Genomic DNA, 14483 nt, shown 5'->3' on the forward strand with positions numbered 1-14483 from the left:
CGGGCCGTCAGTCGTCGGCCACCGCGGCGCTCTCCGCACGCGGGTCGGCCTCGCGCCACGTGCCCCGGAGGAACCACGCGACGGCGATGCCCGCGGCGAGGACGTTGGAGACGCCGAACGCCAGCCAGATGCCCTGTTCGGCCAGCGACTGCTCGAAGAGGTCGGCGACGGTCGGGCCGACCCACGCCGGCACCGCCACCGGTCGGGAGGCGACCCACGCGACCGGCAGGCGGATGACGCCGAGCATGGTGACCGCCAGCGCCGCCGCGGTGAGCGTCTTCCCGGAGCCACGGAACCCGCCGGAGTACGACCGGACGATGCCGATGAACCCGAACGTCGGCGCGACCCACTGGAGGAACTCCGCGCCCATCTGGACCACGTCGGGGTCGTCGCTGAACACGCTGACCACCGCGGGGGCGGCGAAGATAGTGACCGCGCCCAGTGCGGTGAGGACGACGAAGGAGAACTTCGCGGCGAAGTGGTTGGCCTCGGCCGCGCGGTCGGGCCGGTCGGCCCCGAGGTTCTGCCCCGTCATCGTCTCGACGCCGCGGTCCATCGCGATGGCGGGCATGAACACCAGCGAGAACACGCGGATGCCGACGCCGAACGCGGCGACGACGGTGACCGAGAACGTCCCGACGATGAACAGCATGGCGTTGACCGACAGCGCCCGGCCCGTCCCCTCGACGGACGCCGGGATGCCGAGTTCGAGCAGTTTCCGGAGGTACGAGAGGTCCGGCACCATGTCGCGGGGGTTGACCGTGATGCCGTGGTTCCCCTGAAGCATGATGACCACGCCGACGGCGAAGGCCAGTCCACGCGAGAAGATGGTCGCCACGGCGGCCCCGACGACGCCCATCTCGGGGAACGGCCCCCACCCGAAGATGAGGAACGGGTCCAGCGCGATGTTGAGGACGACGGTGCCGAACATCACCACCATCGGCGTGACGGTGTCGCCGGCCCCGCGCATCAGCGAGATGAACACGAAGAAGCCGAACATCGTCGAGAGCCCCAGCGAGACGACCTGCAGGTAGCCCGTCGCCCCCGGCAGGACCTGCTGAGACGCCCCCAGCAGGGAGAGGAAGTCCTCGACGAAGAAGAAGCCGATAGCGCCCAGCAGGACGGAGGCCCCGACGGCGAACGTCAGCGTCTGGGAGGCCGCGTACTCTGCCGCCTCGGGTTCGTCGGCCCCGGTGTGCTGGGCGACGAGGACGCTGCCGGCCACCGAGAGGCCCATCCCCAGCGAGATGAGCAGGAATATCATCGGGAACGCGAAGGAGATGGCCGCCAGCGCCGTCGTGGAGTACTGCCCCAGCCAGAACGTGTCGGCGAGGTTGTACGCGACCTGGAGCAGGTTCGTGACGACGATGGGAAAGGAGAGGTACAGGAGGGGCTTCCCGATGGGACCGCTCGTCAGGTCCAGGTCCTCCTGCCCTTTGAACAGGCCGCCCAGTCGCTCGGCGAGGGCGTTCACCCGGCCGCGCGGACTCACGCCTCTACCTCCTGTTCGGTCGCCAGCACGTGGGTCTCGACGTACTCGGCGAGCATCCGCCGCGTACACTCGACGGACCGGCCGGCGGTGACCCGTTCGGTGGCCGCGCCGGTCAACACCGTGACGACGAACCGGGAGGTGTCCTCGGGGTCCATCTCCGGGTCGAACGTGCCGTCCGCCACGCCGTCTTCGAGGATGGCCGTGAGTCGGTCGGCGAGGTACTCGTCGAACCGGGTCAGTCGGTCCCGGAATCCGGGTTCGTACGGTGCCTGCGCACGGATTTCGAGGATTGCGGTCCCGAACTCCTCGCTGTCGTCGTCGGGCTTGTCGAGCACCGCGTCGACGAGTGCGCGGAGGCGGTCGTGAGGGTCCTCGCCGCCGACGTCGGCCGTGCGCTCGACGAACCCCTCGAACAGGTAGTCGAGGAACGCACACAGCAGGTCGTGCTTGCTGTCGTAGTGGTAGTGGAGGGCCGCCTTGCTCTTCTCGGACTCGTCGGCGATGTCCTGCATCGTCAGGTCGGCGTACCCGTGGGCACACAGCGCCCGGTAGGTAGCGCTCATGATGTCCTCGGAGGTGTCGCCGTCGCTCATTACCGTAACTAACTGACCAGTCAGTCAAGTATCCGTCGGTTGGAACGTCGCCGGCGAGTCGAACGGCGGAGAAGGGTTACTCGAGGTCCAGTTCGAACTGCTCGTGTTCGGTCGCCGTGTTGAGCACGACGGAGGTGTTGGACTCGTTGATTTCGGGGTCCGTGAGCAGTTCCTTGATTTGGGCGTTCATCCCGTCGGTGTCGGTGAACTTCCCGACGGCGATGATGTCGTAGTCGCCGGTGACCTCGTACACCGAAATCATCTGCTTGTGCTCCTTGAGGCTCTCGGTGACGTCGGGCAGCGACGACCCCTCCACCTTGAGTTGGATGATGGCCGTGACGTCGTAGCCGAGGGCGTCGTAGTCGACCTTCGGCGTGTAGCCGTTGATGATGCCGTCGTCTTCGAGCGCCGAGAGGTGGTTCGAGACTGTCGTGACCGAGACGTCGAGGTCCTCACCGAGGCTCCGGAGGCTCGCCCGTCCGTCTCCCAGAAGCGCATTCACCAACTTGCGGTCGAGATTTTCGTACGTCATTACACCCACACACGTCCTCCGGGGATTAGAATTTTACGAATGTCCAACTGCGAGCGGTAGGCCCGAAATCCTTGCGCAAAACGGCAGTATTTTAGTAGTAGGAATGCTCCATCCCGGTGTCCAAAGATGACAAGCGAACTCTCACCGGAAGCACAGGAGGTACTCGACGAAATCGAAGAGCAGAACGTCGACTTCCTCCGCCTGCAGTTTACCGACATCCTCGGCACCGTCAAGAACGTCTCTATCACGGCCGACCAGGCCGAGAAGGCCTTCACTGAGGGAATCTACTTCGACGGCTCCTCTATCGACGGCTTCGTCCGGATTCAGGAGTCCGACATGCGCCTCGAACCGGACCCGGAGACGTTCGCCATCCTGCCGTGGCGCGAGAACGTCGAGGGCGGCTCCAGCGCTCGACTCATCTGTGACGTGTTCAACACGTCGACCGGCGAACCGTTCTCTGGCGACCCGCGTGGGGTCCTGAAGGACGCCATCCAGCGCGCGAACGACCTCGGCTACGAAGTCAACGCCGCCCCCGAGCCCGAGTTCTTCCTGTTCGAGGAGGACGAGGACGGCCGCGCCACGACCAAGACCAACGACGCCGGTGGCTACTTCGACCTCGCGCCGAAGGACCTCGCGAGCGACGTCCGCCGTGACATCATCTACGGTCTCGAAGCGATGGACTTCGACATCGAGGCCTCCCACCACGAGGTGGCACAGGGCCAGCACGAAATCAACTTCACGTACGACGACGCTCTGTCGACGGCCGACAACGTCGCCACCTTCCGGTCGGTCGTCCGCGCCATCGCCGCGGAACACGACCTGCACGCGACGTTCATGCCCAAGCCCATCGCCCGTATCAACGGCTCCGGCATGCACACGCACATCTCGCTGTTCACCGAGGACGGCGAGAACGCGTTCCACGACGAGGACGACGAGTTCAACCTCAGCGAGGAGGCCAAGCAGTTCACCGCCGGTATCCTCGAGCACGCACCCGCACTCGCGGCGGTCACGAACCCGACCGTGAACTCCTACAAGCGACTCGTCCCCGGCTACGAGGCACCCGTCTACGTCGCGTGGTCCGACCGCAACCGCTCTGCGCTCATCCGCAAGCCGGCCGCCCGCACACCGGCCGCCTCGCGCATCGAGGCTCGCTTCCCCGACCCGTCGTGTAACCCGTACCTCGCGTTCGCCGCGCTCATCCACGCCGGTCTGGACGGCATCGAGAAGGGCCTCGAGTGCGAGGACCCCGTCCGCGAGAACATCTACGAGTTCGACGAGCAGAAGCGCGAGGAGTACGGCATCGACACGCTGCCGGCCAACCTCGGCGAGGCCGTCGACGCCCTCGAAGAGGACGAAGTCGTGCAGGACGCGCTCGGCGAACACGTCTACGAGAACTTCGTCGAGGCCAAGCGACACGAGTTCGAGGAGTACATCGTCGAAGTCTCCGAGTGGGAACTCGAGCAGTACCTCGAGAAGTTCTGAGCGGTCTCCGACCTCAGATTTTTTGCGCGACGCGCTCGCCGACCAGCGGGAGCGCCAGCACCAGTCCGACGCCGACGGCCGCCACCAGCGCGACCAGCGGCGGTCCGGGGCCGAGAGCGAGGACGGCGACGGCACCGACCCCGAGCGAGAGCGCCCCGGAGACCGAGGTCAGCGCGGCCCCGCGCACAGTCGGGACAGGGAGCGGCGGGAGCGCCCACCACGTCGCCGCGCCGCCGACGGCGATACCGAGAGCGGCGGCGGTGTCGCGCGTCGGGCCAGCGACCAACAGGCCCCCGAGGGCCACCAGCGCCGCGAACGCGAACACCCGTTCGGGTCGCCGGAGACGCGTCACCGCGAGCCAGAGGACGGCCCCGGCGACGGCGGCCCCGGCCAGCACGTCGACCACGTAGTGGACGCCGAGGACGAGACGGGAGAGGGCCACCAGCGCGGTGACCGCCCCCGCGACGGCGTACCGCTGTCGCCGCGTGCCGATCCGGAGCGTCGCCGCGAACCCGCCCCAGACCAGGAGCGTCGTCGTCGCGTGGCCGCTCGGGAACCCGTAGCCGTCACCCGTCGCCATCGACTCGTAGAGGGCCCGAACGACCGCTGGCAGGAGGTCGGCGTTGCCCGCCGTCCCCGCGCCGGGCGGCCGCGGGAACGCGAACAGTACCTTCAGCGAGACGGAGAGCGCGACCGCACAGGCTAACAGTGCGAGCAACAGCGCCCCCCGCTCCCGGGTCAGCCCACGGCCGAGTCGCGGTATGCGGGGTCCGACCCAGTAGGCCAGCAGAGACGCCGAGGCGACGAACCAGAGGTCCCCGAGTTGCGTGACCAGCGCGAAGACGACGACGACGCCCCCCGGAAGCTCCGAGAGGAGGTCGGCGAGGCCGAGGCCCCTGTTCATTCCCGCCAGTCGCGGACCTTGTCGACGGCCCGTCCCGGCAGACCGGTCACGCGGAACGTGACCCCGACCAGCAACATGAGCACGTACAGGCCCAGCGTGGAAAGCCAGACGACGAGCATCGCCACGACCGCCCACAGGCCCTGCAGGTAGTAGAACGCTCCGAGCGTCATCAGCGTCCCGTAGAGCAGGACCACGTACGGCCCCCATCCCCGGGCGTGTCCCCGGCGCATCCGTCGACGGACGTACCGTTCGAGGTCGTCCTCGACGTCGTCCCGGTGGAGCGTGCGGTCCTCGACGTCGTCGCGGAACGACTCGAACTCCTCGCGCAACTGTTCGAGCTCCTCGTCGGTCAGGTCGTCGCCGGCACCGGCGCCCGGTCCGTCGTCCGGTGGCGGCGTCTCGCCCGACGTCCTGTCGGCGTCCTCGCTCATCGCTTTGCTGGACCGTCGGAGCGGTTCCTGTTGTAGTTGCCGGTCCACCTCGCCCAGCAGGACCTTGTTGAACGCCGCTCCGACGAGCAGAATCTGGCCGGCGAAGTAGAACCACGTCACGAGCAACAGCGCCCCGCCGATGACGCCGTACAACTGGAAGCTCCCGGCCTGCGAGGCGTAGACGGTGAACGCCGTCCCGAACACCGTCCACGCGGCGGCGGCCAGCAGAGCGCCGGGCAGGGCCTCGCGAAGCGAGAGGTCCACGTCGGGAAAGAGGTAGTACAGCGGCAGGAACGCGACGGTGAGGACGGGGACCAGCGCCAGTCCGCCGAGCGCCACCTCGACGCCGAAGAATGCGCCGAGCGACCCGATGACGACCAGGCCGCCGAGCGCCAGTCCGATACCGGCCAGCGCCGACGCGGCGTCGACGACGGTGGCGACGAACGAGTCCGTGCCCGCGGTGCCGTAGATTTCGGAGAACGCCATGTCGAGCCCGCGGAACACCTTCAGCGCGCCCCAGAGCGTCACGGCGAGTCCCAGCACCGTCGCGCCGCCACGGCCGGCGGCGCTCGTCAGGGCGTCTTCGAGGAGGTCGGCGGCCGCGGGCGACAGCGCGGACCCGACGGCCCCGACGACGCTGTCGGCGAACGCCTCGCCGCCGAGGACGGACCCGACGACGAGCGCGAACAACAGCAGCGGGAAGATGGAGACGAACAGGTAGTAGGCGATGCTGGCCGCCAGAAACGAGATTTGGTCCTCGCGGACGGTCCGGACGAGTTCGCGGACGACGGCGACGGCGCGGTTCTGGTCCACGTGGGAGCGTCGGCCGGGCGGTACAAATACCTCCGCGCCCGAGGCCGCTAGTCGTCAAGCGCGGCGTCGGGGCGGTAGGCCCGACTCACCACCCGCCACGTCCCGGAGTTGAACCGGTAGTACGTGATGGCGGCGGGAACCGCCGTCTCGACGAGCAGGGAGGCGTACAGCGCGAGGACGCCGAGTGCGGGCACGGCCACGCCCGCGTAGGCGACGGGGAGCGCGAACAGGTACATCCCGGCCAGTTGGGAGTACAGCGGCCAGCGAGTGTCGCCGCTGGCCCGGAGCGGTCCCGTCGCGCCGCCGTCGACGCCGCGGAAGACGACGCTGACGCAGGCGACGGCGACGAACACGGTCACCAGTCCCAGCGCCGCGGGTTCGTCGACGAACAGGCGGCTAATCTGTCGGGCGAAGGGGGTGAGCGCGGCGGCGACGAGAACGTAGACGGCGATGCCCAGACGGAGGACGGTCCGCGCCCACTCGGTCGCCTCGCGTTCGTCGTCCTCGCCCAGCGCCTGCCCGACGAGGCTGCTGGAGGCCAGACTCAGCCCCCAGTTCGGCGTGTCGAGCAACATCCGGACCCGGAGGGCGACGACGTACGCCGAGACGACGGTGGGGCCGAACAGGCCGACGATGAACAGGCGCGGGAACTGCGCGCCGGTCCGGGCGAGGTTCGTCCCGACCAGCGGCGTCCCCATCTCCGCGAGGTCGCGGGCCAGCGAGGCGTCGAGGAACGGCCGCGAGAGCGGAATCCGGACCGGAAAGTCGACGCCGGGGAGGCCGCCGCGGGCGAGGCCGACGGCGAACGCGGCGGTGACGAGGACGTTCGCGACGACGGTGCCGATTGCGGCCCCGACGACGCCCATCCCGAGGCCGAAGATGAGGACGGCGTTCAACACGACGTTGACGACGGCGCCGCCCCCGCGGACGAGCATGGGCGCGTAGGCGTCGTCGGCCCCGACGAGAGTGCGACTGCCGACGAGGTTCAGCGCGGCGAACGGGACGCCGACGGAGACGACCTGCAGGTAGCGTTCCCCGTAGCCGACGGCGGCGTTCCCGGAGCCGACGAGATTCACCAGCAGGCCGGGGTAGCGCCAGTACGCCGCGGCCACCGGGAGCGTGATGGCGACGACGACGGCGGCGCTGGTCGTGACGGTCAAGCCGAGTTCCTCGTGGGCGTCGGCGCCGAACCGCTGGGAGACCATCCCGATTGTCCCGCCGGCGACGCCGCCGCCGAGCGCGAACGCCAGCCCCCAGAACGGCGAGGCGAACCCGACGCCGGCGATGGCCGTCGGCCCGATAGCCAGCCCCACCATCGCCACGTCGGCCGTCGACTTCGACATCCGCGCGAGTCCCGTGACGACGCGGGGCCACGAGAGTTCCGTCGCCCGTACGATTCGGTCACGGTCGACGAGGCCCGCTCGCGCGAGGAGGCCGCCGACGAACAGGAGGAGGGCACGGACGGGGTTGTAACGGGACGACACGGACGCTCCCTTGTCGTCGGACCCTGAAATGGGTTAAGAACCGAGCGACCCGCACAGGGTTTATAGCCGGCGCGAGCGAGCACCGAGGCATGGAGACGGAGATGGCTATCCGGTCGGCGACGATGCAGGTGACGATTCTGATGCTCGTCGCGGCCGGCCTGTTGCTCGCACTCGGACTGGCCGGCGTCCCGGCCTCACTCCCGCTGGTCGTCACGCTGCTCGCGCTTGCCGGCGGTCTCTACTTCACCCGTCCAGAGGAGGGGGAGGTGGGGGTCGTCCTCGGCGTCGACGTCGACACCCTCCTCGAGTCGCTGTGGCTGGCGCCGGCCATCGCGGCCGCCCCGCTGGTCCTCGAACTCGGTGCGACGCCGGAGGAGGTACAGGCGCTCGGTGGGTTGCTCGGACTCGCCGGCATGGTGAACTACTTCCTCCGGCCGGTGTACCTGCTGGCGTACGGCCTCGTTCGGTCGGTCGGTGGGAGCGGCGGGAGCGGTAAACAGGTCAACGGCCGATAAGCCCGGCTACTCCGCCGTCGCGTCGCGTATCTCGGTCACGTCGGCGTCCGTCTTGAACGTCGTCCCGCCGTAGTGTGAGCGAGAGGCCTCGTAGCCCGCGTCCCGGAGTTTCTCGATGAACGTGTCCATCGCCTCGGCGCCCCGACCCCACCGCTTGCAGAGGCGGTGCTGGTCGTAGTGGGTCGGCGTGTCGAGTTCGGCCCCGAGCGTCGCCAACAACTCCTCGGCGTTCTCGGCGGTGCCCATGTCCTCGGTGAGGTGGTCGCCGACCGACGCGGCGAACTCGGGGTCGCAGGTCCGGCCCAGCCAGATTGGTCCGGCGGTCTGGAGGTGTTCGTCACAGACCGGGCAGGCGTCGGGGGCGTCGGCGATGAGGCCGTAGTCGTGGGTCCGCCAGAGGCAGTGCTGGCAGTGGTGGACGTAGCCCAGTTCGTCGATGCAGTCGTTGGCGACCCGGGCGCCGTGCTCGAAGTCGAGGTACGTGCGAGCGTAGTGCTTGGTGGCGTGGCTCAGGATGGGACGGGCCGCGATGTCGTAGCGGGCGGCGGTCCGCACCATCGCCGAGAGGAGCACGCGCATCCCCATCTCGGCGTGGAACTCGGTGTTGCGCGGGACGGCCCCGTAACTGCGGACGCCGCTCTCGAAGTGGGCGCCACACAGCGGTGCGGTGTCGGTCGCGGTCACACAGAGCAGGTGTTTCGTCCCCTGTACGGCGGCGTCGGCGAACGGGATGGGCGTCCCGAACGGGTCGACGTCGACCACGTCGAACGCCTCCGAGTGCATGAGGACGTTGGCGTTCTCGTGACGGACCTCGGCGGCGAGGTCGTTGCGCGCGAGGTTGTCCTCACAGAGCGCCACGGCGTCGTCGTCGACGTCACAGAGCGTCGTCTCCCACCCGTCGGCGGCCGCCCGAACCCCGCGGATGCCGCTGGCGGCGGTGGCGTCGAGGTAGCTCTCGGCGCGGTCCTCTCGCTCCCGGTAGGCCCGCAGGGCCGCCACGGTGAGGTCGCGGTTCAGTTCCTGCACGGGGTTGAAGAACACGTCGGCACCCTTGCCGGCGTCCGGTTGTTCGGGGACCGAGACGGTGACCTGCCCCTCGCTGACGCGCATACCCGACTCTCCGTGCGGGCGCCGTTAAGTCGTTCGACCAGCGGCCGTCACGCCGACATCGGGTCCGCCGCGACCGGTCGGTCCCGCGGGAGGCGGACGGTCACCGTCGTCCCGTCGCTCGTCTCGAAGTCGAGGTCCCCCTCCAGCGTCTGGACGGCCCAGCGGACCAGCCACAGGCCGATGCCGCTCCCGTGGGAGAGGTCGGTCTCCCGCCCGCGTTCCAGCACCGAGAGTTCGTGGTCGGGGACGCCCGACCCGTCGTCGGCGACGGTGAGGACCACCGCGTCGTCCTCGGCCCGAGCAGTCACCTCGACGGCGGCGTCGGGGACGTGTTGGAGGGCGTTCTCGACGAGGTTGGTCACGACGACGCCCAGCAACGCCGGTTGGGTCCGGAGCGTGAGGTCGGCCGGGACGTCGACGCTGACCGTCCCCGCGTAGTCGGCGGCGAGCGTCGACGCGATATCGGTGACCCGTTCGCGCAGGGCGACCGTCTCGACGTCCTCGGCGTCGACGCCGGCCGTCGAGAGCGTCCGGGCCTTGTCGCCGGACTCCACGAGGCGGTCGACGGCCCGTTCGATGGTCGCGGCGTGGTCGGCGTACTCCCCGTCGAGTTCCGCCGCCAGCAACTCCGCGCGGGCCTGAATGACGACGCTCTCGTTGCGGACGTTGTGCCGCAGGAAGCGGTTGAGCACCTCCAGTCGGCGCTCGCGCTGTATCTCGTCGGTGATGTCCTGAAAGACGACGGTGTAGCCCAGATGGACGCCGCCCGCGTCGCGCAGCGCCGTCTGCTGGACCTTGTAGGTGTGGCGCGGCCCCCGGTTCTCGACGGCGAAGCGGTCGAACTCCGTGCCGACGGCGAAGTCGTCGCCGACGAGCAGAGCGTCCAGCGACTCGGTCAGCACCGACCGCTTCTCGACGCCGAGCATCCGTTCCCCGGCGGGGTTGAGGTTCACGACGCGGCCGTCGACGTCCACGATGGCCACCGGCGTCGCGATGTCGTCGATGGCCGCTCGCTCGCCCGCGCGCCGGGTCGCCGGGTGGAACTCGAACATGTCGCTCCGGACGAAGGCGTAGGCGTCGAGCGCGATGTGCGGGAGGAACGCCAGCGTCGTCAGGTTGGCCGCCGGCCCGATGCCCAGCGCCCACACCAGCACCGCGAGACCGGGCGGTATCGGACTCAGCGCGACGGCGAGTGCCTCCCGGCGGTACAGCGGGCCGTAGCTGACGACGGTGTCGAACACCAACACGGTGGCGAAGGAGACCAACAGCATCGCGACGAGGACGACGACGTACCCCAGCGGTTGGAACGTGTACTGGACGAGCGAGGCCCCGTCGACCGTGACCACCCGAACCCCGTCCCACAGGAGCGCGTGCAGCGGGTTCGAGAGCGCCAGCGCCGAGGCGACCACGGGGACGGCCGCTAACCCGGTGAAGCCCCGACTCTCCAGAATCGTCGTCCGGCCGGTGTACCCCAGCGCGAACGCGAGGAAGAAGAACCCTATCCACACCAGACACACCCACGTCACCGCCTCCAGCACCCGCCGGACGAGCGGTGCCGACACCAGTACGGCGACGCCGTAGGTCCCACACCAGACGGTGATGGTCGCTATCGTCGCGACGAACCACCGCGCCCCCGGCTTCCCCCAGTGGTGGCGCAGTTGCGCCAGCAGGTACAGCGACCCGGCCCCCGACGCGAACGACCCGAGCGCGAGCCAGAGACCGGCGTCGACCATGACACGTCGTGGGACCGAACCCAGTTTACGCTTCCGGGGCACTCACCGACCGACGGAGACGACGCTGTTTTGTCACACCTCCGCCTAGCCAGCGTGTGACCGCCGTCGACGACTGGGTGGCGCTGCTGGAATCCGAGGGGGGACTCACCCCCGACGCAGTGACGGCTATCGTCGACGCCCACGGCGACCGGGGCCAACGCGCCATCGAGGCCGTCGGCGAGAGTCGGGTGAAGGGCTATCGCGACTTCACCGTCGTCGTCGGCTACGAGGACGAGTACATCGTCGAGGACGGCGGGTGCCACTGCGCCGACGCCGAGTACAACCTCGACAGCGAGGACCCCGACGACCTGTGCTGGCACGCCATCGCCGTCCGCGTCGCCGAGGCCATCGACGCCGTCGACGACCACGACATGTGGTACTCGGACGTTCGGGACTTCCTCTAGACCACCTTTTTCGTCGTCGGGTGCGCTCGCTTCGCTCGCACACCACTCCTCGAAAAACGTGGGCGAAAAAGGCCGGACCCTCGGTCTTCGACCTCGGGTCCGGGGAAACCGCGCCGTCGGCGCGGTATGCTCGTGTCTGCCTGCCTTCCCCCGTCGTCGCGCGACGGAACGCGCTCCCGGCCACCGCAACCGCGACCCGCTACCGCTGGTCGACGCAGTAGTCGACGTAGTTCCGGAGGATACGCAGGCCCGTCTCGCCGGACTTCTCCGGGTGGAACTGGGTGCCGAAGACGTTGCCGGCCTCGTTGGCGACGACGGAGGCGAAGTCGACCCCGTAGTCGGTTGTGGCGACGACGCTCTCCTCCTCGTCGGGGACGGCGTAGTACGAGTGGACGAAGTAGGCGTACTGCCCGTCTACGCCCTCGACGAGGGGGTGGTCCCGTTGCACGTCCAGTTCGTTCCAGCCCATGTGGGGCACCGTCTGGTCGCGGCTGAACCGGACGTTCTTCCCGGGGACGAGGTCCAGTCCCTCGGCGTCGCCCTGTCCGGCGTGGTCGGCCTCCTCGCTCGTGGTCAGGAGCATCTGCATCCCGAGACAGATACCGAACAGCGGCGTGCCCGCCTCGGCCTGTTCGACGAGGGCGTCGCGGAAGGGCCCGGCGTTCTCCATGCCCTCGGAGAAGGCACCGACGCCGGGGAGGACGATGCCGTCGGCCGCGTCGAAGTCCGCGGGGTCCTCCGAGAGCGTGACGCTCGCCCCCGCGCGTTCGAGGCCGCGCGTGACGCTCCGGAGGTTCCCGAGGCCGTAGTCGACGACGACCACGTCGGCCGCCGTCTGTCTGGTGTTCATGTGCGCGAGTAAGCCGAGGCGGGCTAAGTGCGTTCCCCTTCGCGCAAACTCGGCCTACCGGTCGGCGGCCGCGTCTATCTCCCGGGCCGCCGCCACCACGCGGTCGTGGGCCGTGCCGTTGGAGGCGACGAGGCCCCGACTGTCGTGGCACCACGGGTCGCCCTCTAGGTCGGTGACGGTCCCGCCGCCCCACTCGACCATCGCCGCGCCGGCGACGGCGTCCCACGGGTTGGTCGCGACGTTGGTGACCACGCCCTCGACGCCGCCGGCCGCGAGCAGCGACAGGGCGGCCTGTGCCGACCCGACGCGCCGCATGTCGCCGAACCGTTCGACCACGGCGCGTCCCGCGGCGGCGTACTCCTCGCGGCGGTCGAACCCCCACCACACCGTCGGGACGACGGCGAACGTCTCGGGGTCGGTCCGGTCGCTGACCGACACCGCTCCGCCGTTGCGTTCGACCCCGTCCGGGTCCGCGACGTAGGTGTCTCCCAGCGCCGGGAGGACGTTGGCGGCGGCGACGGGCCGACCGTCCTCGACGGCGGCCACGCTGGTCGCCCAGCGTCGGTTCCCGCGGACGTAGTTGTTCGTCCCGTCTATCGGGTCGACGACCCACGCCGCCCCCTCGTCGGGGACCACCGTCGCGGCGTCGTTCTCCTCGCCGACCACCGCGTCGTCGGGGAATCGCTCGCGAATCCGCTCGACGACGGCGTCTTGAGCCATTCGGTCGGCGCGGGTCACCACGTCCGTCTTCCCGTCTTTCCGCTCGACGGTGAGGTCACCGCGGAAGGACGCCGCCGCCACCCTCGCCCCCGTTCGCGCCGCATCGAGGGCGACGCTCGTGCGCGTTGCAGGGCACATACCGTCCACTGCCGTCCGCGAGAGTTAGTGGCACCGATACTGGGGACACGTGGAGTCGACTGGTGCGTATTTGTTGAGTATATAGAAGTAGCGTAAGAAAATTTGAATATGTAAATCTACACGAGAAACATATGAACGCTTTAGCTTATGAATTCTCAACGAGTGGTTATGCGTAAGCGGCGAAGCTTCATCAAGGGTGTTGGTGTGCTCGGGACCGCCGGACTGCTCGCGGGTTGCTCCGGAGACGGTGGAGACGGCTCCTCCGACGGGAGTTCCGGAACCTCGGACGGCGGGTCGAACGACGGTGGCTCGGGGACGTCGACCCCGAGCGGTCCCGAAGTTACCTTCGGTGGGAACCAGGAACTCAACTTCAACCTCTCGCCGAGCGTCCCGCAAGAGGACCTCTACGTCCAGTACGCGCCGCTCCGTGACTACCTAGAGCGCTACATCACGGAGAACTACGACGTTCCGGAGGCGCTCGACGCCCAGATGAACGTCGGGAGCAACTACAGCGCCGTCATTCAGGCCCTCGGTCAGGGGACCGCGGACCTCGCGGAGACCGGTCCCTTCGCCGCCGCCGTCGGCCACCAGACCGGCAACAGCGAAGTCATCCTCCAGCGGCGGGGATACGGTAGCTGGACCTACGCGAGCCTCATCGCCGTCCGCAACGACAGCGACATCAGCAGCGTCGAGGACCTCGAAGGCAAGAACGTCGCCTTCAGCGACGCGCTCTCGACCAGCGGCTTCCTCTACCCCACCGCAGCGATGAAGGAAGCGGGCATCGACGTGGGGAACCTCCCCGAGGGCAACGGCTCGCAGGCGGCGTTCGAACCGACGTTCGCCGGCGGTCACGTCCAGTCGTACACACTGCTCGAACAGGGGCAGGTCGACGCCGCCGCCATGGGCGGGTTCGTCCGTGACACCAGCACCGGCCCGACCACGGAGGAGTGGCAGAGCGTCGCGACGACGCTCCACGAGGACACCGGCCTCCCGCGGGCACCCATCGTCGTCAGCAGTGCGCTGGACGACGACGCGAAGGACGCCATCCAGACCGCCTTCCTCGAAGCCTCCGACCGGGTCTACGACGGCGCCGACGGCGAGGACGGCACCGACGACGACCTGTGGTTCAGCGCCGTCCGCGAGGCGGACGTCGAAACCTATCAGGACGTCATCGACAAGGCCGAGACCCTGGGCGTCGGTGCTGACTTCTTCAGCAACTAACCACATCGGTTTATCATCAAGG

The 14483-nt window shown here is 68.9% G+C and carries 14 protein-coding genes; 4 read left to right on the forward strand and 10 right to left on the reverse strand.

From position 1 onward, the window contains the following. Positions 1-7: 7 nt before the first annotated feature. From Hhyl6_RS08005 to lrp, 3 genes are all read right to left on the reverse strand, one after another. Entirely contained in the window at positions 8-1492 is a 1485-nt protein-coding gene (locus tag Hhyl6_RS08005; RefSeq protein ID WP_483738685.1) for an MATE family efflux transporter, read from the reverse strand. Next, complete coding sequence (locus tag Hhyl6_RS08010) at positions 1489-2085, reverse strand: TetR/AcrR family transcriptional regulator (protein ID WP_483738686.1); 597 nt, start codon at positions 2083-2085, stop codon at positions 1489-1491. Before Hhyl6_RS08010 ends, Hhyl6_RS08005 begins: the two co-directional genes overlap by 4 nt. A gap of 76 nt (positions 2086-2161) precedes the next feature. Continuing rightward, complete coding sequence (gene lrp / locus Hhyl6_RS08015) at positions 2162-2617, reverse strand: HTH-type transcriptional regulator Lrp (protein ID WP_483738687.1); 456 nt, start codon at positions 2615-2617, stop codon at positions 2162-2164. A 126-nt stretch (positions 2618-2743) separates the two neighbouring features. Here lrp and glnA point away from each other — a divergent pair, with 126 nt between their 5' ends. Further along, a complete protein-coding gene (gene glnA / locus Hhyl6_RS08020) occupies positions 2744-4099 on the forward strand; it encodes a type I glutamate--ammonia ligase (protein ID WP_483738688.1) in 1356 nt (451 codons plus the stop codon). Between the two features lie 13 nt (positions 4100-4112). Here the strand turns inward: glnA and Hhyl6_RS08025 are convergent, their stop codons facing one another. Genes Hhyl6_RS08025 through Hhyl6_RS08035 form a run of 3 tightly spaced genes read right to left on the reverse strand, consistent with a single transcriptional unit; the run spans position 4113 to position 7731 of the window. Beyond that, on the reverse strand, positions 4113-5003 hold the full coding sequence (locus Hhyl6_RS08025) for a phosphatase PAP2 family protein (RefSeq protein WP_483738689.1): 891 nt from the start codon (positions 5001-5003) through the stop codon (positions 4113-4115). Next, a complete protein-coding gene (locus Hhyl6_RS08030; RefSeq protein WP_483738690.1) occupies positions 5000-6247 on the reverse strand; it encodes a YihY/virulence factor BrkB family protein in 1248 nt (415 codons plus the stop codon). Before Hhyl6_RS08030 ends, Hhyl6_RS08025 begins: the two co-directional genes overlap by 4 nt. A 47-nt stretch (positions 6248-6294) precedes the next feature. Next, a complete protein-coding gene (locus Hhyl6_RS08035) occupies positions 6295-7731 on the reverse strand; it encodes an MATE family efflux transporter (protein WP_483738691.1) in 1437 nt (478 codons plus the stop codon). Between the two features lie 89 nt (positions 7732-7820). Between Hhyl6_RS08035 and Hhyl6_RS08040 the strand changes: the two genes are divergently transcribed. Continuing rightward, entirely contained in the window at positions 7821-8246 is a 426-nt protein-coding gene (locus Hhyl6_RS08040; RefSeq protein WP_483738692.1) for a hypothetical protein, read from the forward strand. 6 nt (positions 8247-8252) lie between these two features. Here the strand turns inward: Hhyl6_RS08040 and Hhyl6_RS08045 are convergent, their stop codons facing one another. Together Hhyl6_RS08045 and Hhyl6_RS08050 are read right to left on the reverse strand one after the other, a co-directional pair. Continuing rightward, positions 8253-9356: a tRNA (guanine(26)-N(2))-dimethyltransferase gene (locus Hhyl6_RS08045; protein ID WP_483738693.1), complete on the reverse strand. Its 1104-nt coding sequence runs from the start codon at positions 9354-9356 to the stop codon at positions 8253-8255. Between the two features lie 47 nt (positions 9357-9403). Next, on the reverse strand, positions 9404-11089 hold the full coding sequence (locus Hhyl6_RS08050) for a histidine kinase N-terminal 7TM domain-containing protein (RefSeq protein WP_483738694.1): 1686 nt from the start codon (positions 11087-11089) through the stop codon (positions 9404-9406). A 95-nt stretch (positions 11090-11184) separates the two neighbouring features. Between Hhyl6_RS08050 and Hhyl6_RS08055 the strand changes: the two genes are divergently transcribed. Next, positions 11185-11532, forward strand: coding sequence for a hypothetical protein (locus tag Hhyl6_RS08055; protein ID WP_483738695.1), 348 nt, complete (start codon positions 11185-11187; stop codon positions 11530-11532). 199 nt (positions 11533-11731) lie between these two features. Here Hhyl6_RS08055 and hisH read toward each other — a convergent pair whose 3' ends face one another. Both hisH and Hhyl6_RS08065 read right to left on the reverse strand, forming a co-directional pair. Next, positions 11732-12382 carry an imidazole glycerol phosphate synthase subunit HisH gene (gene hisH / locus Hhyl6_RS08060; protein ID WP_483738696.1) on the reverse strand — a complete coding sequence of 217 codons (651 nt, stop codon included), beginning with the start codon at positions 12380-12382 and terminating at the stop codon, positions 11732-11734. A gap of 54 nt (positions 12383-12436) precedes the next feature. Beyond that, a complete protein-coding gene (locus tag Hhyl6_RS08065) occupies positions 12437-13240 on the reverse strand; it encodes an inositol monophosphatase family protein (RefSeq protein WP_483738697.1) in 804 nt (267 codons plus the stop codon). Between the two features lie 168 nt (positions 13241-13408). Between Hhyl6_RS08065 and Hhyl6_RS08070 the strand changes: the two genes are divergently transcribed. After that, positions 13409-14461, forward strand: a complete 1053-nt coding sequence (locus tag Hhyl6_RS08070) for a phosphate/phosphite/phosphonate ABC transporter substrate-binding protein (RefSeq protein ID WP_483738698.1) — start codon at positions 13409-13411, stop codon at positions 14459-14461. Positions 14462-14483: the final 22 nt, after the last annotated feature.

It is taken from the genome of Haloarcula sp. H-hyl6 (genome assembly GCF_056934455.1).